This window comes from Ewingella sp. S1.OA.A_B6 (genome assembly GCF_049889095.1).
GTDB lineage: Bacteria > Pseudomonadota > Gammaproteobacteria > Enterobacterales > Enterobacteriaceae > Ewingella.
On the sequence record NZ_JBLJFK010000001.1, the window covers coordinates 417252 to 438043 of the forward strand.

Annotated in this window: 17 protein-coding genes and 2 pseudogenes; 11 read left to right on the forward strand and 8 right to left on the reverse strand. The window is 51.1% G+C overall.

The features are described 5' to 3' along the window. Positions 1–2: 2 nt before the first annotated feature. The 4 genes from ACMV8I_RS01915 to ACMV8I_RS01930 all read right to left on the reverse strand — a co-directional run bounded on the left by ACMV8I_RS01915 (position 3) and on the right by ACMV8I_RS01930 (position 2988). Positions 3–632: a response regulator gene (locus ACMV8I_RS01915; protein WP_498863535.1), complete on the reverse strand. Its 630-nt coding sequence runs from the start codon at positions 630–632 to the stop codon at positions 3–5. A 101-nt stretch (positions 633–733) separates the two neighbouring features. Then, positions 734–1699 (reverse strand): D-2-hydroxyacid dehydrogenase family protein, encoded by a 966-nt coding sequence (locus tag ACMV8I_RS01920; protein ID WP_498863536.1) that lies wholly within the window; start codon positions 1697–1699, stop codon positions 734–736. A gap of 136 nt (positions 1700–1835) precedes the next feature. After that, positions 1836–1973, reverse strand: coding sequence for a hypothetical protein (locus ACMV8I_RS01925; RefSeq protein ID WP_497232681.1), 138 nt, complete (start codon positions 1971–1973; stop codon positions 1836–1838). A 229-nt stretch (positions 1974–2202) separates the two neighbouring features. After that, positions 2203–2988, reverse strand: a complete 786-nt coding sequence (locus ACMV8I_RS01930; RefSeq protein WP_498863537.1) for an IclR family transcriptional regulator — start codon at positions 2986–2988, stop codon at positions 2203–2205. Positions 2989–3111: 123 nt separating this feature from the next. On the opposite strand from ACMV8I_RS01930, the gene ACMV8I_RS01935 reads away from it, so the two are divergent. The 4 genes from ACMV8I_RS01935 to katG all read left to right on the forward strand — a co-directional run bounded on the left by ACMV8I_RS01935 (position 3112) and on the right by katG (position 9121). Next, a complete protein-coding gene (locus tag ACMV8I_RS01935; RefSeq protein ID WP_498863538.1) occupies positions 3112–4566 on the forward strand; it encodes an NAD-dependent succinate-semialdehyde dehydrogenase in 1455 nt (484 codons plus the stop codon). A gap of 61 nt (positions 4567–4627) precedes the next feature. Then, entirely contained in the window at positions 4628–5794 is a 1167-nt protein-coding gene (locus ACMV8I_RS01940; protein ID WP_498863539.1) for an iron-containing alcohol dehydrogenase, read from the forward strand. 49 nt (positions 5795–5843) lie between these two features. Continuing rightward, positions 5844–6635 carry an AttM family quorum-quenching N-acyl homoserine lactonase gene (attM, locus tag ACMV8I_RS01945; protein WP_498863540.1) on the forward strand — a complete coding sequence of 264 codons (792 nt, stop codon included), beginning with the start codon at positions 5844–5846 and terminating at the stop codon, positions 6633–6635. Between the two features lie 272 nt (positions 6636–6907). After that, entirely contained in the window at positions 6908–9121 is a 2214-nt protein-coding gene (katG, locus tag ACMV8I_RS01950) for a catalase/peroxidase HPI (RefSeq protein ID WP_498863541.1), read from the forward strand. A gap of 94 nt (positions 9122–9215) precedes the next feature. Here katG and ACMV8I_RS01955 read toward each other — a convergent pair. Together ACMV8I_RS01955 and ACMV8I_RS01960 are read right to left on the reverse strand one after the other, a co-directional pair. Continuing rightward, positions 9216–9485: pseudogene (locus ACMV8I_RS01955) on the reverse strand (transposase); the annotation flags it as partial. A gap of 115 nt (positions 9486–9600) precedes the next feature. Next, positions 9601–10347 (reverse strand): MipA/OmpV family protein, encoded by a 747-nt coding sequence (locus ACMV8I_RS01960; RefSeq protein ID WP_498863542.1) that lies wholly within the window; start codon positions 10345–10347, stop codon positions 9601–9603. A 244-nt stretch (positions 10348–10591) separates the two neighbouring features. On the opposite strand from ACMV8I_RS01960, the gene ACMV8I_RS01965 reads away from it, so the two are divergent. The 7 genes and pseudogenes from ACMV8I_RS01965 to ACMV8I_RS01995 all read left to right on the forward strand — a co-directional run. Continuing rightward, positions 10592–11752 carry an efflux RND transporter periplasmic adaptor subunit gene (locus tag ACMV8I_RS01965; protein ID WP_498863543.1) on the forward strand — a complete coding sequence of 387 codons (1161 nt, stop codon included), beginning with the start codon at positions 10592–10594 and terminating at the stop codon, positions 11750–11752. Between the two features lie 2 nt (positions 11753–11754). Then, on the forward strand, positions 11755–14916 hold the full coding sequence (locus tag ACMV8I_RS01970) for an efflux RND transporter permease subunit (protein WP_498863544.1): 3162 nt from the start codon (positions 11755–11757) through the stop codon (positions 14914–14916). Position 14917: 1 nt separating this feature from the next. Then, positions 14918–16345, forward strand: a complete 1428-nt coding sequence (locus ACMV8I_RS01975) for an efflux transporter outer membrane subunit (RefSeq protein ID WP_498863545.1) — start codon at positions 14918–14920, stop codon at positions 16343–16345. A gap of 160 nt (positions 16346–16505) precedes the next feature. Next, complete coding sequence (gene istA / locus ACMV8I_RS01980) at positions 16506–17528, forward strand: IS21 family transposase (RefSeq protein WP_498863546.1); 1023 nt, start codon at positions 16506–16508, stop codon at positions 17526–17528. Further along, on the forward strand, positions 17525–18307 hold the full coding sequence (gene istB, locus ACMV8I_RS01985; RefSeq protein WP_420285125.1) for an IS21-like element helper ATPase IstB: 783 nt from the start codon (positions 17525–17527) through the stop codon (positions 18305–18307). Before istA ends, istB begins: the two co-directional genes overlap by 4 nt. Positions 18308–18518: 211 nt before the next feature. Further along, positions 18519–18794 (forward strand): DUF6515 family protein, encoded by a 276-nt coding sequence (locus ACMV8I_RS01990; RefSeq protein ID WP_498863547.1) that lies wholly within the window; start codon positions 18519–18521, stop codon positions 18792–18794. An 82-nt stretch (positions 18795–18876) separates the two neighbouring features. Next, a pseudogene (locus ACMV8I_RS01995) lies at positions 18877–19089 on the forward strand (RidA family protein); the annotation flags it as partial. 141 nt (positions 19090–19230) lie between these two features. Here ACMV8I_RS01995 and ACMV8I_RS02000 read toward each other — a convergent pair. Continuing rightward, positions 19231–19839, reverse strand: a complete 609-nt coding sequence (locus ACMV8I_RS02000) for a pyridoxamine 5'-phosphate oxidase family protein (protein WP_498864695.1) — start codon at positions 19837–19839, stop codon at positions 19231–19233. A 102-nt stretch (positions 19840–19941) separates the two neighbouring features. Next, a complete protein-coding gene (locus ACMV8I_RS02005) occupies positions 19942–20613 on the reverse strand; it encodes a hypothetical protein (RefSeq protein WP_498863548.1) in 672 nt (223 codons plus the stop codon). Between the last annotated feature and the right edge of the window lie 179 nt (positions 20614–20792).

Sequence of the window (20792 nt, forward strand, 5' to 3'; positions counted from 1 at the left end):
GGTTAACTTGCGGCGAGGAGTTGATGTTGAATAGCGAAATGCACCAGCTCGACGGTGGTGTCGCACTGGAGTTTACCGAGGATATTGGCGCGGTGAACGTGGACGGTCTTATGGCTCAGTGCCAGCTGTTCAGCGATGGCTTTAACGCTCAGTCCGTTAACCAGCAGGTCAAACACTTCACGCTCACGCGGCGTGAGCGACTGTAATGCTTTTGGCGTTTGCTGACTTTGCCGCAGCGCCAGCAGGGCGTCGGAACACAGGTATCGGCCACCGGCGTGCACTGTGCGCACCGCCTGCACCAGCTCTTCCGGACCGCAGCGTTTGGTGAGGTAACCTCCGGCACCGGCGTCGAGTGCGCTTTGAACGAAGGCCGTGGTGTCATAAATGCTGAGGATAATGGCGCGAAAATCCGGGCGTTGTTGCCGCAGTCTGGTCAACAGGCTAAGCCCGCTTTCGTCTGGCATAGCGATATCCATCACCGCCACGTCAATATTCATTTTCAGCAGCGACGACCAGGCGCTGGCCGCCGACGCATACTGGCCGACGATCTGGATATCCTGTTCAAGGCCAAGCAGTTGAGCAAAACCGGAGCGCACCACCACGTGGTCATCAATCAAAGCAACATTAATCATTAGGCGTAACTAAATGTAAATGGAGTTCGCATAATGGTCATGAATGCTGGTGGATGGCAACTGCCAAGTGTCGAAATGCCGGGCACGTAACAGAATTTGAGTTAACTCAATACTCGCAAGGGTTCACCGGCCAGAAATGCCTCGATATTTTCGACGGCTTCGGTGAAGTAGGTCTGATAATTCCCATCAGCGACGTATCCCAGATGCGGCGTCGACAGCACGTTGTGCAGCGTGCGCAGTGGATGACCGGCGGGCAGCGGTTCTACGTCAAATACATCCAGGCCTGCACCACCGATGCTGCCAGCTTCAAGTGCGGCAATCAGGGCCGGTTGGTCGACAATGGCAGCCCGCGAGGTGTTAATCAGCAGGGCCGAGGACTTCATCAGCGCCAGATCGGCCGCGTCGAGCAATCCGCGGGTGCGTTCGCTTAATACGAGATGAATCGATACCACGTCGCTGTTGGCTAGCAGTGCTTCTTTACTGTCGGCAAAATCGACGCCGCAAAGTGCAGCGCGCTCTGCGGTCAGGTTCTGGCTCCAGGCCACTACGTGCATACCAAAAGCCTGCGCGATCACCGCCATCTTCTGACCCATTTTCCCCAGCCCGATCAGTCCCAGACGTTTGCCACTCAGACCAAAACCGACCGTGCTCTGCCATGGGCCGTCATGGCGCAGCGAGGTGTTTTCCTCGATCAGATGCCGCGCCAGCCCGAGGATCAGTGCCCAGGTCAACTCGACCGGCGCACTGCCGCTGCTGCCGGTTCCGCATACTGTCACGCCGTAAGATTTCGCTGCCGCCATATCAACCGAAGCATTGCGCATTCCCGAGGTGATAAGCAGTTTGAGTTTCGGCAGGCGGGCAAACAGTGATGCGTTAAAGGGCGTGCGCTCACGCATGATGATCACGATCTCAGCGTCAGCAATGGCTGCTGCCAACTGCGTCTCATCAGCAATATGTTGGCTCAAAACCTGGATTTCAACACGATCTCTGAGCGGTGACCAGTCGGCAAAAGACAGCGCTACATTTTGGTAATCATCAAGGATGGCACAGTGGATCCTGGCAGACATGGGCGTTCCTTATGGCAAATATCAGGCGGAGAGTGATTTATAGCACTGGCGTTGCCAAAGACAAAAGCCGCCCTGAATAATCAGTGCGGCTTTTTACTCTCAGGCAATTTTACTATCACGTAATAAACCAGAAAACTCATTTTCCGGCGTGATAAGTACCGTCATAGTATGTGCTTTCAGGGATATGGTCATCATCCTGCTGACACGCAGCAAAGACCTGAAATGTCGAGCACATCGTCATCAGCAACGCGACCAGGGACATAATCTTGTTCACCTAAAACTCCTTTTAAGTAAGCTGAGTAATGCTGTCATTACCTTATCAAAGCTAATGAGTGAGCCTAAATACTAGCAGCCAGCGAACCGGGAAATGGTGCGTTATCTCTCTTTTTTGGATGCGAAATTAATTACTTAAGTAAAAAAATCAATGTGTTTTGTAAATATTCCAAAGGGACGTGCTGCACTGAGAATATATTCGCCGGGTTATCAGATTCACACCGTCAATCCTATATAACCCTGCCCAGTCTGGCCGAAAGGGAAGCGGCAATATCCACCAGTTTACAGCCGATAGTATCGACGGTTGATGCGGAAGCTTCCTGTTCCAACATACTCACGGCCAGACCCGCCACGACGTGACCTGAAAAATCATGAACCGGGGCACCAATGCAGAACATCCCTTCACGGACCTGTCCGTCATCTATCGAATAGCCACGTTGGCGGGCGAGCGCTAATTCTCGTAATAACGGTTCGAGTGACGCCACGCTGTGAGCCGTAAGCGGCTGAGGCCAGTCAGTATCAAAGCGACGACAGATATCCTCATCATTCAGGGTGCTGAGAATCGCTTTGCCGGTTGCGGTAAAGGGGGCGGGGAGGCGCATTCCGATACGGAATGTAAACCCCAACGCGGCCTTGCTGTTGGAGCAGGCGACGTAAACGACTTGCTGTCCATCCAATACCGTCAGGGTGACGGTGAAGTCACCCAGTTCGCGCCGTTCTTGCAAGAGTCGCTGGAATTCCTCGACCAGACCTGTCTGGCTAAGAAAGGCGTTAGCCCAATGCATTACACGCGCCCCTACCCGATAGGTCCCCGCGTCAGTACGAATCAACATTCCCAAATCCACCAGCGCGGCGCATAGGCCGTGTGCAGAACTTTTAGGCAGGCCGAGTATCGCTACGATCTCAGTAAAGGTTGGAGGAGTGGGAAGTTCACTTACTGCATCCAGAATTTGTATGGCACGTCGTAATGCTGGCGCACTGTTTCCGGACGTCTCTGTCTGTGCATTTTTCGGCATGGATCTCACTTTTTTTAACAGTAATTTGACGTTTGCTCGATTCTTGTTCACAATTCAATACAGTGAATTTAGTTCAATATACTGAACTTGTAAAGATAAAAGATAAATTCCCAGGAGGGAAACATGCTCAATTTACGCGATCCATCCTTGTTCAAGGAAGCCTGCCTTCTCGCAGGAGAATGGCGTTCTGCTGCCGACGGCGCAACCTATCCAGTAACGAACCCAGCGACTGCCGAGATAGTAGCCAATGTTCCCCAGCTTGCACAGGCAGCTATCGAAGAGGCGATCTCCGTCGCGCAGCAGGCTTTTTTACTCTGGCGTCAGAAAACCGCCAAAGAGCGCTGCGTGGTATTACGTCGTTGGTTTGATCTCATCACTGAAAACAGTGCTGATCTTGCCGCAATCATGACCGCAGAGCAGGGCAAACCCCTGGCAGAGTCCCGTGGAGAAGTGACCTATGCCGCGTCATTTATTGATTGGTTTGCCGAAGAGGGCAAGCGTACTTACGGCGACATGATCCCTTCGCCGCAGTCTGATAAGCGCCTGATGGTACTGAAACAACCGGTGGGTGTCTGTGCTGCGATCACTCCCTGGAACTTCCCTGCGGCGATGATCACCCGTAAAGCCGCGCCTGCGCTGGCTGCGGGCTGCGTAATGATCGTCAAACCCGCAGAACAAACACCGCTGACCGCATTTGCGTTGGGCGAACTGGCGATACGTGCGGGGATCCCGGCGGGGGTTCTGCAAATCGTCACGGGCGATGCAAAAATCATTGGCGGCGTGTTGACGAAGAGTGATGTGGTTAGAAAACTCTCTTTCACCGGCTCAACGCCGATCGGACGTCTGCTGATGGCCCAGTGCGCACCAACGGTGAAGCGCGTTTCCCTGGAGCTGGGTGGTAACGCGCCATTTATCGTTTTTGATGACGCGGATATTGAGGCAGCCATTGAAGGCGCGGTGCAATCCAAGTTCCGCAATGCCGGTCAAACCTGCGTATGTACTAACCGTTTTCTGGTGCAGTCCGGTATTTACGATCGGTTTGCACAGCGTCTGGCGGAGCGAGTCAGGGGGCTTACGGTAGGCAACGGCGCTGAAGAGGGCGTTCTGATTGGCCCGCTTATTGATGAGGATGCGGTAGCTAAAGTCGAGAGCCACATTCAGGATGCAAAAAATAAGGGCGGTGAGGTATTGGTGGGCGGCCACCGGCACACGTCTGGTGGCCTGTTTGTTGAGCCAACGGTGCTCGTCAACGTCACTCGCGACATGTTGATTGCGCGGGAAGAAACTTTCGGCCCTGTTGCACCTCTGTTCCGTTTTGATACGGAAGAAGAGGCGGTGGCAATGGCTAATGACACTGAATTCGGTCTGGCGGCGTATTTCTTTACCGAAAACAGCAAAAGAATGTGGCGGGTCGCGGAGGCGCTGGAGTATGGCATGGTCGGTCATAACACCGGGCTTATCTCCAACGAAGTCGCACCGTTTGGAGGAATGAAACAGTCAGGGATCGGCAGAGAAGGTTCAAAATACGGTATCGACGAATATCTTGAGATTAAATATTTCTGTACATCTGTAGGGTGAATATCGCGCTTTACGATGAAAACTCACCCACGTTAAATCACCAGGAAAGAGGGAAAGTATTATGTCAGATGCTATGAAGCCCTTTGAATTCAGAACAGTGCCATCGATGCTGGTGGAATGGTCAGGTGCGCAACGCCTGGGCGAGATCCTGTCTGGCCGTTTTACTGCCCGTAAAGCGCTGATTGTGACAGATGGCGGGCTGGTAAAAGCAGGCTTATTAGAGCCGGTGGAAAAGAACCTACGCGAACATGGGTTCGATGTGGTGGTTTTCGACCGGGTGATTGCTGATCCGCCGGAAGCTATCGTCCTTGAAGCTGCACGTCTTGCCCAGGAGCAGCACATCGATATCGTGATTGGTCTTGGCGGTGGGTCGTCGCTGGATGTGGCAAAACTGACGGCAATTCTGGCGCACTCCGAACAAGATCTCAGTGGGTTGTACGGTATTGATAATGTTCAGGGCGAACGATTGCCGCTGGTGCAGATCCCCACTACCGCGGGTACGGGCTCGGAGGTGACCAATATTGCCATTCTCACCACGGGCGAAACCACCAAGATGGGCGTGGTTTCCCGCCAGCTCTATTGTGATTTTGTTTTGTTGGATGCGGAATTAACCGTTGGATTACCTGCGACACATACCGCCGCGACGGGTATTGATGCAATGGTTCATGCCATTGAGTCTTACACCAGCAAACACAAAAAGAATCCGATGTCCGATGCGCTGGCACGTGAAGCATTACGCCTGATTTCCAAACATCTGGTCACGGCCTGTCGTGACGGTTCCAACCGCCAGGCACGCGAGTCCATTCTATTGGGTGCAACCCTGGCCGGTCAGGCTTTCGCTAACTCACCGGTGGCTGCGGTACACGCGCTGGCTTATCCGCTTGGCGGCCATTACCACATTCCCCACGGTCTCTCGAATGCGCTGATGCTTGGTGCAGTGCTGCGTTATAACGCCAAAGTTGCGGCACCGTTATATGGGGAACTGGCTGACGTACTCAACGTGGGCGGCGAAGGAGACGTACAGACGCGTTGCAACGCGTTTATTGATGCAATGATCAGCATCATGGATGAAAGCGGTGCGCCGAGACGTTTACGCGACGTCGGGGTGAAAGAGGATACGCTGGCGTTGCTGGCCTCAGACGCGATGAAACAGACCCGCCTTCTGACCAATAATCCGGTCGAGGTAAAAGAGGCTGACGCTTTGGCGCTTTACCAGGAAGCTTTTTGATCACCATCGCCAACACCCTACGAAGTGAAACGTGAAAGGACATAATAAAATGACCGATATTCGCTTATATATGTTTCAAACTGGTTCGCTAAAATGCAAAGTCCACAACATCAAAATGAATCAGGGAGTTGGGGCCGATTACGAAATCCCCGTCCCGTTTTTCCTGCTGACTCATCCAGATGGTCATACGCTGATTGATGGGGGTAATGCCGTGGAAACCGCCACCGATCCCAAAGGCTATTGGGGCGGGATCACCGATGTTTATTGGCCGGTAATGCGTGAAGATCAGGGCTGTGTTGCGCAGCTCAAAAATATGGGGATCAATCCTGAAGACATCCGCTATGTGTTGCAGTCGCACCTGCATCTCGATCACACCGGCGCGATTGGGCGCTTCCCCAATGCGACACACATTGTTCAGCGCCGCGAGTACGAATATGCTTTTACTCCCGACTGGTTTGCTGCGGGAGGGTATATCAGAAACGACTTTGACCGACCGGGTCTGAAATGGGAGTTTCTGGAAGGCGAGGGCAATGATTTTTATGATATCTATGGCGACGGTACGCTGAAGACGGTATTTACACCCGGTCATTCACCCGGGCATCAGTCAATATTGGTCACTTTGCCCAACTCCGGCTCGCTGCTGCTGACTATCGATGCAGCATATACTATGGATCACTGGGATGAGAAAGCGCTGCCGGGATTCATGTCCTCAGCCGTTGAGGCTGTGCGCTCGGTGCAGAAGATGCGCATGTTGGCGAACCGCACAGGCGCGCAAGTGGTGACAGGCCATGATCCGGATGCCTGGCCAACGTTCAGGCACGCGCCTGAATATTATGATTGATAGGGTCGTTGTCACATAGAGATATCAATAATGAAAAGCCCGCTTAAGTTCTCTTAAGCGGGCTTTTCTCATTTGGATCCTCTGACGGGGATCGCCCTCGCCAGTACCGGACTAATATAGAATCAAGGGGAGAATGCCTTCATTGTCAAAACCAACAAAATGAACGCGTAAACTCTAAGGAAAGAACTATCAAATACATAGGGTGATTCAGGTATGACTTAGTTAAGTCCACATATAGAGTGGCAATGATAATCCATAAAAGGAGTATAACTATGAGCAATCCTAATAATGATGAAGAAGCAAAAGACGCAAAGCCTATTGTTGAAGCAGAAAGGGAAGCATCTGCCGGTAAATGTCCTTTTCATGAAGGAAACCCTATTAAAGCTGCTGGCGGCGGGACAAATAATCGAGACTGGTGGCCTAAACAGTTAAGAGTCGACCTGCTGAGTCAGCACTCAAATCGCGCCAATCCGTTGGGCGACACTTTTGATTATCGCCAGGAATTCGCCAAGTTAGACTATCCTGCGCTCAAAGCCGATCTTAAAGCGTTGCTCACTGAGTCGCAGCCGTGGTGGCCCGCCGACTGGGGCAGCTATATTGGTCTTTTCATCCGCATGGCGTGGCACAGCGCAGGGACTTACCGCTCGGTCGACGGGCGTGGTGGTTCCGGACGAGGTCAGCAGCGCTTCGCACCGTTAAACTCCTGGCCAGATAATGTGAGCCTCGACAAGGCGCGCCGTTTACTGTGGCCGGTGAAGCAAAAATACGGTCAAAAAATTTCCTGGGCCGACCTCTATATTCTTGCGGGTAACGTCGCTCTGGAAAACTCCGGTTTCCGCACTTTCGGTTTTGGTGCCGGGCGCGAAGACGTTTGGGAGCCAGATCTGGATGTAAACTGGGGCGACGAGACAACCTGGCTTGAACACCGCCATCCTGAATCCCTGGCTCAATCGCCGTTGGGTGCAACGGAGATGGGGCTTATTTACGTCAATCCTGAAGGCCCAAATCACAGTGGTGATCCTGCCTCGGCAGCCCCGGCTATCCGAGCCACCTTCGGCAATATGGGGATGAACGATGAAGAGATTGTTGCGTTAATCGCCGGTGGCCATACGTTGGGTAAAACGCATGGCGCTGCTCCTGCCAGTCATGTCGGTGTTGACCCTGAAACTGCCCCTATTGAAGCGCAAGGTCTGGGCTGGGCAAGCAGTCATGGAACCGGTGCCGGGTCTGATGCCATAACCTCCGGTCTGGAAGTGACCTGGTCTCAGACACCAACGCAGTGGAGCAATTACTTCTTCGAAAACCTCTTCAAATATGAATGGGCACAGACGCGCAGTCCTGCGGGTGCTATTCAGTTTGAAGCGGTCAATGCGCCAGATATTATTCCTGATGCTTTTGACTCTTCGAAAAAACATAAACCGACCATGTTGGTCACCGATCTGACGCTTCGTTTCGACCCGGAGTTTGAGAAGATATCGCGTCGTTTCCATGGCGATCCACAGGCCTTTAACGAAGCCTTTGCCAGAGCGTGGTACAAACTGACCCACAGAGATATGGGGCCAAAATCGCGTTATATCGGGCCTGAAGTGCCAAAAGAAGACTTAATCTGGCAAGACCCGCTGCCGGTACCGGCATATCACCCAACCGTCGCCGATATCGCGCTGCTGAAAGAAAAGATCGCTGGTTCCGGCCTTACCGTTGGTGAACTGACCTCGGTAGCCTGGGCTTCGGCTTCCACCTTCCGTGGTGGTGACAAACGCGGAGGTGCCAACGGTGCACGGCTGGCGCTGCTTCCACAAAGAGAGTGGGATGTTAATGCCATTGCGGCTCGCGTACTGCCTACTCTGGAAGGTATTCAACAGTCATCCCAGAAAGCCTCTCTGGCGGATGTCATCGTTCTGGCTGGCGTAGTGGGCGTTGAACGGGCAGCGAAAGCGGTGAACATCGAGGTTGAAGTGCCTTTCACCGCAGGTCGTGTGGATGCCCGTCAGGATCAGACTGATATTGAATCGTTCGAATTGCTTAAACCAAAAGCGGATGGTTTCCGTAACTATCGCGGTGTTGCTGGCAGTACCTCGACTGAAAATCTGCTGATCGACAAGGCTCAGCAGCTTACGCTCACCGTGCCGGAATTAACGGTACTCGTCGGTGGATTACGGGCTCTTGGAACGAATTACGATGGCAATCAGCACGGCGTTTTCACCAACAAAGTGGGTGAGCTTAACGCTGACTTCTTCGTAAATCTGCTTGATATGCGCACCGAATGGAAAGCAACCGACTCCTCCGGAGAACGTTTCGAAGGACGCGATCGCCTCAGCGGAGAGGTCAGATTTACCGCCACGCGTGCCGACCTGGTGTTTGGTTCGAATGCCGTATTACGTGCTTCAGCAGAAGTTTATGCCAGCGCTGACGCCAAAGAAAAGTTTGTTAAAGACTTTGTAGCGGCCTGGACCAAGGTGATGAATCTGGATCGATTCGACATTTGAGATGTATTGACCGGTTTCGATGATTGAAATCACAAAGCAAAAAGCCCGCTTAAGGAAACGTGTGGACTGACCCCATAAAGTTGGACAGTTCATGTTAAGCGGCTTTCAGGGCCTGGGTTCGGTATTCTACCGGACTCAGGCCTTTTAATTTCAGGCTTATTCTTTTGTTGTTGTAGTAATGGATATATTCCTCTATCGCCTTCCTCAGTTCGCTGAGGCTGCTGAACTGACTCAGGTAAAAACACGCCGATTTCAGCGTACCGAAGAAGTTCTCCATCACAGCATTATCCAGGCAGTTTCCTTTACGCGACATCTGCGCCTTTAACTTTGCTTGATACCCTGCCATTCGATACGGCCAGCTGCGCTTAATGCCGCAGGTGGGCCTGCCGATATCAGTAAAAAGCATCAGGCCTGATGCGCATTCGCAATATGACTCCTCAGCTAAAATATCAAGAGAAGTCCAACTTAGCCGCATCATATCAGAAGGTATAAGTCACACCTGTTGACAGGAGTCCTGTCCAGGATTTATCAACCATTGGGCTATTTGTGACTTCATCAGAAAGGTGAAGGTAACGAAGCGCGACGTTAACTTTCCAGTCTTTATTGATTGAATACGCCGCATTGAGCTCCAGAAAGGGTGACCAGCTGTTTCCTGCATCATAGGCACTCAGACCACTCTTGCGTGACTCTTTCTGCGATATTCCATAGTAGTAATTGTTCTGTCGAGAATCGGAAAATTCCAATCCTGCGCCGGAAAGAAAATTAATGCCGCTGACGCTCCATGGATATATCCAGCCCAGATTCCCTGTCAAACCATCGCTGTTTCCAAGCATATCGCCCGCCAAAGCAGCCCGTAGAAAGCCATAAGCTGTCGTGTGGGTATACGTCAATCCAGCCATGGCGGTTGACTTGCGATTATCGAGTTGTTTCAGTTGCTGATTGCTGCTGTCGTCTGATTTGAACTTAAAAGGAGCCCAGTAAACCGTCGCTGACAATTTGTCTTCATCTGTATTCCACAGGTAATACCCTGCACCGAGGCCATGTACCCAAAAGTTGTTTCCCTCATACATGATTTGCGGAACGGGCTGGACAGTGTTGTCATAACCTTTGTACGGGCTCTGCGTAATCGCGGCGCCGGCACCTATGCTCAATTCATTAGTGTTTGCAGAAGCCATTGAGGTGGTGGGAATGACAATAACACAAAGCAAAGTGAGTTTTTTTTTCATGACAGATCCACCAGCAGAGTAAAGTTTGTGCATCTTGCATGAGAGTTTTTGGCTTGCACAGACCCCTTTCGCATTCTTGATATTACCTAACAGTATCCTGTCAAACTCCTTCTGATATCCCTCTCATCCTCCTTCAATTTTCAATTTTCGCGCACGCTCTTTTCGTATTACTTACGTACGTTTTTTATGCGGACTGATAAAGTTTCAGATTGAGAATGAACGTTCACTAAGGGTCTGTCTGCTTATGCTTTACAAAAAATTATTTATAACGGGACTCGTGCTTTTGACAGTCAGTTGTGACCAGAAGAATGCCGGGATGCCAGGGATGGATTCCATGCCTACAGATGTGGGTGTCGTCACCCTAAAGTCTGAATCCGTTACCCTCTACAGTGAACTTTCTGGACGCGTCACCGGAACGATGGTTTCTGATGTCAGGCCACAGGTCGGTGGCATCATAAAGAAAAGACTCTTCACGGAAGGGGACGAAGTTCAGGCAGGCCAGGTTCTTTATCAGATTGATCCAGCCACCTATCAGGCCAGTTATGATGAAGCGGTTGCGCAAATGAATAATGCCATTGCCGTGGTGAAAAGCAGCAAGCTTAAAGCTGAACGCTACGCCGCGTTGCTCCGAGAAAAAGGCGTAACCCGTCAGGATGCAGACGACGCCGCAGCGACCTACCAGCAGAATGTTGCATCGGTGGCGCAGTACCGGGCTGCTGCGCAAAGCGCACGCCTTGATCTTGAATATACCCAGATAAAAGCGCCAATTTCAGGCCGTATCGGTATTTCATCAGTTACCCCAGGTGCATTAGTCACTGCGAGTCAGACCGATGCGCTGGCAACGATCAGAGTACTAGACCCTATTTATGTCGATTTGACTCAGTCCAGCACACAGCTTTTGAAACTGAGGAAACAGCAACGCTCAGGCCAAAAAGAAGAAACTGTACCCGTCACTGTAACGTTGGAAGATGGCACAAAATACCAGCGCGTCGGTAAGCTTGAGCTGGCAGAGGTGTCAGTCGATGAATCTACGGGCTCCGTCACGCTCAGAGCCGTTTTTCCGAACCAGGAACATGAACTCCTTCCGGGCATGTACGTCAGGGCATCCGTGAGCCAGGGAGTACGCAATGATGTCATTCTGGCTCCTCAACAGGGTATTACGCGTGACGCCAAAGGCGATGCCACTGCCCTGGTCGTCGATAAAGACAATAAAGTTGAAAGTCGGCAGGTCACTACTGAAGGCGTGGTGGGCAATAAATGGCTGATTACTAGCGGCCTTCAGGCGGGTGAACGTCTGATAACGGAGGGGACTGGCAAGGTTCAGGCCGGTATGGAAGTTAAAACAACAGAGGTTGGCAGCACAGCTGCGAACGAGGCTTCCAACAACGTAACCGGAGGCAAGTAAGCATGCTGGCACAGTTTTTTATCAGACGCCCTGTATTTGCATGGGTCATTGCAATTGTCATTATGCTGTTTGGTATTATCAGCATTAACAACCTGCCGATTGCCCAGTATCCAGACGTGGCGCCGCCTCAGATTAGTATCGAGGCAACTTACACGGGTGCATCAGCTGAAACTCTCGAAAGCAGCGTGACCCAGGTTATTGAGCAAGAACTCACCGGTCTTGATGGCCTTCTTTATTTCTCAGCGTCAAGTACTGCTTCAACCGGCCAGGTTAAAATCACGGTTACCTTTAAACAGGGTACCGATCCGGATATCGCTCAGGTTCAGGTGCAGAATAAAGTTCAGCGGGCAGAAAGCCGTCTGCCGGACGCCGTAACATCACAAGGCGTGACGGTTGAAAAGGCGCAGAGTGACTTCCTGCTTATCATGGCGATTTATGACAAGACAGATAAAAGCACCTCAGCCGATGTTGCTGACTATCTGGTCAGTAATATTCAAGACTCTCTTGCACGCGTTTCAGGCGTAGGCGGTGTACAGGTGTTTGGCTCAGAATACGCCATGCGCATCTGGCTTGACCCCGTAAAACTGGCTGCCTTTTCTCTCATGCCCTCTGACGTGCAGACTGCCATTGAAAGCCAAAACACGCAGGTCTCATCCGGGCAGCTAGGTGCGACGCCGTCAAACAATGAACAGCAATTAGTCGCCACAGTCCGCTCGCGCTCCCGCCTTCAAACACCAGAGCAATTTCGTAATATCGTTATCAAGAGTAAAGCTGATGGTTCAGCGGTGCGTCTTTCTGACGTGGCCCGGGTTGAAATGGGTGATGAGGATTATAGTGTTAACGTCCTCGCAAACGGCCACCCCTCTGCAGGGCTTGCGGTTCAGCTGGCATCGGGCGCTAATGCGCTTTCGACGGCTGAAGAAGTCAAAAAAACAGTGGCTGAATTTCAGGCAGACATGCCGGCTGGCTATGTCGTTGCCTATCCCCTTGACAGTACTGACTTCGTTAAAGTGTCCATTAAGGAAGTTGTTAAAACCCTCGTCGAGGCGATCCTGCTTGTCATCATTGTAATGTTTATATTCCTGCAGAATATTCGCACTACGTTAATCCCGGCTATCGCTGTTCCTGTTGTGCTATTGGGAACGTTTGGCGTGCTTTCAGCATTTGGCTATTCCATCAATACCCTGACGATGTTTGGCATCGTGCTGGCGATAGGTTTGCTGGTGGATGACGCGATCGTCGTCGTCGAAAACGTTGAGCGCGTGATGCGTGAGGAAAATTTGCATCCACGCGAGGCCACTGAAAAATCGATGAGAGAGATCACCGGAGCACTCATAGGGATTGCGATGGTACTCTCCGCTGTTTTCCTGCCGATGACCTTTTTCAGCGGCTCTACGGGCGTTATCTACCGGCAATTCTCCATAACCATCGTCTCGTCTATGGTGCTGTCTGTGATAGTGGCTCTCACACTCACACCTGCACTGTGTGCAACATTGCTGAAACCCCATAACCAGCAAAGTGTTGATAAAGGTTTCTTTGGCTGGTTTAACCGCAAGTACAGCGCAATTCAGGGGCGATACCAGAATGGTGTCGGTCATGTGATTCACGGTCCGGTGCGATTCTTCATTCTCTACGGCGTGATCCTACTGGGATGTGCCGTTATGTATATGCGGCTGCCCACCGGGTTTCTCCCGACCGAAGACCAGGGATATATCATGGTGCAATACACGCTGGCTCCCGGCGCGACTGAAAACCGTACCCGGGAAGTGCGCAAAGCGATACAGCAGTATTTTCAAACCAAAGAGAAAGATAACGTTAATGTCAACATGCTTGTTGACGGTTTCAGCTTTGGAGGAAGCGGTCAAAATGCTGGCGTCGGTTTTGTTGCCCTCAAAAACTGGGATGATCGTAAAGGAAGTAACAATAGTGCTGACGCTATTGCCGGACGCGCCATGACGAACCTGGCGGGGATCAGGGATGCACAGATTTTTGTACTGACACCACCGGCCGTTTCCGGACTCGGGCAATCAAATGGTTTCACCTTCGAGCTGCAGTCGCGCGCCGGTACTGATAGCAGTACGCTGATTAAGCTTCGGGATAACCTGATTGCTGAGGCGGCTAAAGACCCGACTCTCAGTAATGTACGTGCGAACACCCTGCCTGACCTTCCTCAACTCCAGGTCGATATTGATGATGCTAAGGCGCAATCTCTTGGCATATCGGTCAGTGATATTAACGACACGTTAAGTGCTGCCATCGGGGGAACCTATATTAATGACTTCGTTGACCGCGGCCGCGTGAAAAAAGTCTATATGCAGGGTGATGCAATACATCGCGGAAAACCGGAGGATATCGACCAATGGTTTGTTCGCGGGACCGACAGTAATGGTAATAACACGATGGTACCGTTTTCTTCTTTTGCATCTTCTCACTGGGTGTTCGGCGCGGATTCACTGTCACGTTTCAATGGACTTTCCTCTTATGAAATTCAGGGAAGTGCCTCTTCTGGCAGCAGTTCCGGTGATGCTATGACCGCAATGGAGAAACTGGCCAGCAAGTTACCTTCCGGTGTGACGTATTCCTGGTCAGACCTTTCCTATCAGGAAAAACTCTCCGGCAATCAGGCCATGTCCCTGTACGGCCTTTCTTTGATTGTGGTGTTTCTGTGCCTCGCCGCCCTTTATGAAAGTTGGTCAGTACCCTTTTCCGTCATGATGGTCGTTCCGCTTGGCGTCTTGGGTTCCCTCCTGGCTGTCACCCTGCGCGGGTTGGAAAATGATGTTTATTTCCAGGTTGCGCTACTGACCATCATTGGGCTTTCCGCCAAAAATGCGATCCTCATCGTGGAGTTCGCCGAGGCGAATTATCGCAAAGGAGAAGATCTGATCCCTTCAGCTATTCATGCAGCGACCATGCGCCTCCGCCCGATAATCATGACGTCCCTTGCTTTTACCGCGGGTGTATTGCCGCTGGCCGTGTCTTCCGGTGCGGGAGCAAACAGCCGGGTTGCAATAGGCACCGGCATCGTTGGCGGAACGATCACTGCCACTCTTCTGGCCATATTCCTTGTCCCTCTGTTCTTCGTTTTGGTAAGACGCATCGTCCCGGGAGTGCCGGTTGATCGTAAAGACGTACGTGGTGCCGCTGAAGAGAAAGGAGAATAAAATGACCTTTAAGCTTCTGATTTTATGTTCCCCACTCTTGCTGGCTGGTTGCATTTCATTGGATCCAAATTACAACCGGCCGGAGTTATCTGTCCCGGCAGCGTCCCCTCAGGGGGAAAGTTATGCCCGTCTGGGCAATGCCCGTGCAGGTAACTATAGTGAAACAGGCTGGTATGATTATATTCAGGATGCCCGACTCAGGCAGGTTGTGGTGATGTCGCTTGACAGCAGCCGGGACCTGCGCGAGGCCGTTGCCAACGTGAAAGCAGCCCGAGCTCAGTATGGAGAAGAGCGCTCAAATCTCTTTCCGACTGTAAACGCTGAACTTAGCGGAAGTCGCTCCCGTTCGCTCACAGGCGAGGGTAACAAGACCGCACTGAGCTCAAGTTATGAGGGAGATGCCAGTGTCAGCTCCTTTGAACTCGATTTGTTTGGTAAGAATCAGAGTTTGACACGTGAGCAGTATGAGACGTACCTCAGTACGCTTCAGGGAGCACGAAGTACCCGCCTGACCGTGCTTTATAACACTGTTGACTACTGGCTGACACTCGCTGCAGACCGAAGTAATCTTGCAGTTGCAAAACAAACCGCTGAAAGTGCGCGTCAGTCATTACACGTTACACAGACTCAGCTTCGTTATGGAACGGCATCAATGGTGGACGTTTCTTCCGCAGATACCACGTATCAATCTGCGCTTGCTGATGTGGCCAGTTATACAACCAGCGTGGCTCAGGATAAAAATGCACTCAATCTGGTCGTCGGAAAAACAGTGCCCGACGACCTTTTACCTGAAGGCATTGATACACTTTCCCATGCATTCCGAGAAATACCGGCGAGCCTATCATCTGACGTTTTACTTAATCGGCCTGACGTTCTCGAAGCTGAGCATAATCTCAAGTCTGCAAATGCCAGCATTGGCGCTGCCCGGGCAAATTTCTTTCCCAGCATTTCACTTACTGCAAGTGGCGGGGCCGCCAGCTCCGACCTTTCATCTCTGTTTAAGCACGGGGCCGGAGTCTGGTCCTTCTCTCCCAGCATCTCTCTGCCCATTTTTTCTGGTGGCTACAACACCTCGCAGTTGAATTACACAAAAGCCCAAAAGGAATATTACGTGGCGGCATACGACAAGGCGGTTCAGACGGCGTTCCAGGAGGTAGCCAATGCGCTGGCACGACGAGGCACCATAGATGATCAACTAACAGGCCAGCAGAATTACGTGAACTCCGCTGAAAACTATTACAACCTGGCGGACCTTCGCTACCGAAATGGGGTCGATAGCTGGCTTAATGCACTGATTGCTCAGCGTACGCTTTATACAGCGAGGATGTCACTGATTAGTACTCAGCAGGAATATTACGAAAACCTGATAACGCTATATAAAGTCATGGGGGGAGGAACCGCACTGACAGAATCGGATATTAAACACTGAGGACATCTGCCAGCCAGACAATAATTCTGAGAGGGCTGGCAGCTATCTGCCTGAGTAATGAATCTGTGAATAATTGTTACCAACGGTGCAAAAGTGATCCACCCCAACGGTTGAAATCTGATCCAGGGGTTAATCTGCTCTCCTGAACAAGGGAGAGCTTATGATCACTTTTGAGACAGTTATGGAAATTAAAATCCTGCATAAGCAGGGAATGAGCAGTCGCGCTATCGCCAAAAAACTGGGCATCTCCCGGAACACTGTCAAACGGTATCTTAAGGCAAAGTCTGAGCTACCAGAATATTCCCCAAGGCCTCGTGCCACCTCAGTTCTGGATGAGCACCGTAATTATATTCGGATGCGTATTCAGGATGCCCACCCTTATAAAATTCCCGCTACGGTGATCGAAAGAGAGATCCGCGAGCAGGGTTACGGCGGCGGGATGACCGTTTTAAGGGAATATATCCGCTCTCTGGCTGTTACCGCTCCGCCGGATCCTGTTGTCCGCTTCGAAACCTCACCGGGACAGCAAATGCAGGTTGACTGGGGCACGATGCGTCACGGTAAAAACCCACTGCATACCTTCGTCGCCGTTCTGGGTTATAGCCGGATGCTGTATATCGAATTTACCGACAATATGCGCTACGAAACACTGGAAAGCTGCCACCGTAATGCATTTACCTTCTTTGGCGGCGTCCCGCGCGAAGTGCTGTTCGACAATATGAAAACGGTTGTACTGGAACGCGATGCTTATCAACCAGGCCGCCACCGCTTCCATCCTTCTCTCTGGCAGTTCGGTAAAGAAATGGGCTTCACGCCTCGTCTGTGTCGTCCCTTCCGGCCACAAACCAAAGGAAAAGTGGAACGAATGGTGCAATACGCCCGCAATAGCTTCTACATCCCACTGATGACCCGCCTGCGGCCAATGGACATCATTGTCGATATGGAGACAGCAAACCGGCATGGGCTCCGCTGGTTGCATGAGGTGGCCAATCAGAGAAAACATGAAACGATCCAGACTCGGCAATGTGATCGGTGGCTGGAAGAACAACAGACTATGTTGGCACTGCCGCCGGAGAAGAAAATGCACGACGTGCAAATAACCGACACCCTAACGACCTTCGATAACCATCCGCTACATCACCCTTTATCGGTCTATGACAGCTTCTGTCGGGGAGTGGCATGATGGTTGAACTTCAACATCAGCGGCTAATGGCCCTGGCAGAACAACTTCAGTTGGACAGCCTCATCGGCGCAGCTCCGGCATTATCCCAGCAGGCAGCAGAGCAGGAATGGAGCTATATGGACTTCCTGGAGCACCTGCTGCATGAGGAAAAACTGGCACGGCATCAGCGCAAACAGGCGATGTACACGCGCATGGCAGCATTCCCGGCAGTTAAAACGTTCGAAGAATACGACTTCACCTTCGCCACCGGAGCTCCTCAGAAGCAGCTACAGTCGCTGCGTTCACTGAGCTTTATCGAACGAAACGAAAATATCGTACTGCTGGGGCCGTCAGGCGTTGGCAAAACGCACCTTGCTATCGCGATGGGCTATGAAGCAGTACGGATGGGAATCAAAGTAAGGTTCACGACTGCCGCAGATCTGTTGCTTCAGCTCTCAACAGCGCAGAAACAGGGGCGCTATAAGAACACGCTACATCGGGGAGTCATGGCTCCGAAGCTGTTGATCATCGATGAGATCGGCTATCTGCCGTTCAGCCAGGAGGAAGCTAAGTTGTTCTTCCAGGTCATCGCCAAACGGTATGAAAAAAGCGCGATGATCCTGACGTCAAACCTGCCGTTCGGGCAGTGGGATCAGACGTTCGCCGGAGATGCCGCTCTGACGTCCGCGATGTTAGACAGAATTTTACATCACTCACATGTTGTTCAGATAAAAGGAGAGAGCTATCGGTTAAAGCAAAAAAGAAAGGCAGGGATTATCGCAGAGGCTAATCCTGAGTAAAACGGTGGATCAATATTGAACCGTTGGTGATGATGAAAAGTGGATCACTTTTAACCCGTTGTTGACAATAATTAAGAAATCGGGAGTTTTTTATGAAATAATTTTTTGCCTGTACGCTGTTTCTTCTAAGCATGTCTTCTGCCGCCTACGCCGTTCCGTTCCCTTCGACGGCCCAGGCCGTTCTGGCTCCCATGCCACCCCCTGAATCTCAATGCCAGGAGCAGTAGTACCGTTTACCGCCCCTCCTTCAGCGGCGGAAATGATCGTGGTCCGCGGCTTGACGTACTGGCTATTTAACGACACCTATTATCGTGAAATAGGAAATCGGTATGTGGTGGTAGAAGCCCCTGTCACGCATGCTCACAATAAAGCAATGTCGGTGATGGACTTTAACGGGAAGCGCTATTATGTCAAAGCGGGCAGGTATTATCAGCGCAACATTGATGGGGAGTATATTGAAGTGTCGCCTCCCAACGGCACTAATTAATGGGTAAAATAATTTTGTGTTTTCTGGGTTAAATCAATCCTGTTCTGAATCTGAATGTTTTGTAACTGGTGACACTTTGATTGAAATCAGGAAAATCGTCAACGTAGAAGGCACTGATTTTTCAGCACTGATCAAAGTGACCCTATTCATTACCTCTTTTGAGGAGATCAACGAGCTGCGCAAGGTGCTGTATCGAAATTACGGTGATCACTTGCCTGCTAGTTCGCTCGTAGAAGTCAGCCACCTCTTCTCACCTGACCTCTCAATAGAAATTGAGGCTATATTCGGCCTTTGATTCATTGCTCACAGCCGGAGAGTGACAGCTGTTCGGCTTTATCACCTTTTTAACAACCCGCTCTAAGTGTCAACAACAGGTTAAAAGTGAGTCTTCCGCACCGTGGGGCACAACTGTGCCGGGGCACACTTTCCGCCACAATCAGTAAAGTGTGGTTTTTAATCGCTCTGGCAAGGCCTCGTCGTAAGCCAAACCATCAATTTCTGACTGAGAAATCATACTCAGGATACTGCCTGTGCTGGGAAGGGCCTGGCGCTCAATGTGTGCGGCAGGATCCCACAGTCTTGAGCGAATGATAGCTCTGCTGCACTGGAAAAAAACGCTTATCACTGAAATGCGCAACACCGTTTTAGGGGGGTGATTATTGATTGAGAATTTATCAAGCAAAGCCGGGTCTTTACGGATTTCAGCTGTCCCGCTTATCCGCAACGTTTCGCCAATGCCGGGAATTAAAAAGAGAAGCGCAACCCGGTTGTCATTTAAAATGTTGCGCAGACTATCTATACGGTTATTGCCCCGGCGGTCGGGCAGAAGTATTGTTTTAGCGTCCTCGATATGAATGAAGCCTGCAGGATCGCCTCTTGGCGAGACATCCAGACTATTTGGTCCCGATGTCGCAAGCGCCACAAACGGAGATGCCTCAATAAACGGTCGGTAGGCCGGATGAATATGGTCAGTCACCTTCGTTAAAGAAGGTTTAGCTACCGCGCCGTAAAGTTGCTCAAGCTCATTACTGTCAGTAATCAGCATGTTTTCGTCAGCCACCTTATTCACCTCCAGATTTCAAAACAGAGATTTCAAAACAGAATGCATGCTGGGATTTTATAGCTGATGCTTTTTAGTTGTCCATGTTTATGGGTATAGGTGTTTGTGGTTTGTCTGCTTTTTACAGCCCGTCACCTGCGGGTAAGGTCGGCATACCAACATCATTTTGTCTTTCGGCTCAAAGTCGTGATCAATCATGCAGCGTTGCGCTCTTGCTGTACGTCCGATACTGGCGACCGCCAGATTCGACCCGAGCGGTTTTGGATAGCCGCAGGCATACATTACCGGCAGCGCTTCACGATTATTGGAAACTTGCGTCGAGAACCCCCTTGGCGCTCCCACTTTACGCCAGGTGACCTGCATGTCCTCATACCTGCTGGAATCCGGTTTAATCGGATAGAATCCTTCATCGGCTTCAAATGGCAGCGCTTCGAGCTGGGACTGGCTTAGCGGATGTCCCTGTTTTTTTTCGACGCACGCCGGAAGTTCGGCCATCACCTCACAAAAATCAAACCCGTCTTTACGTGTAAAACCCAGACGTTGCATGCACTGGAATTGCAGCGCCTGTTCGTTTCTGGTTAGGGTATTCAGTGAAACTCCAACCGGATCGCCACATTCTATCATGGCTGATTTTACCCCCTCTTCGGAAGTCGAAGGACGTTGCCATTGTGTGAATTCGGGAGAAGGTGGACAGCCTGTAAGCAAAAATACCGATATGACGAGGGAAGGTAATGCAATTAGCTGAACTTTACGGAACATATTGATCCTTATTTTTATTGTAGTCAGGCTCCGTCTTTATGGGGCTGACGCTCAACGGCACGCTTTCTGACGCAAAGGTTTTTTGAGAGATACATCAAATCACTGCTAGAAATCATAATCATAGACAAAAAGTCGCCTTTATAGTGAAACGACAAGTGTTTGCCTATCAATGGTTTCAG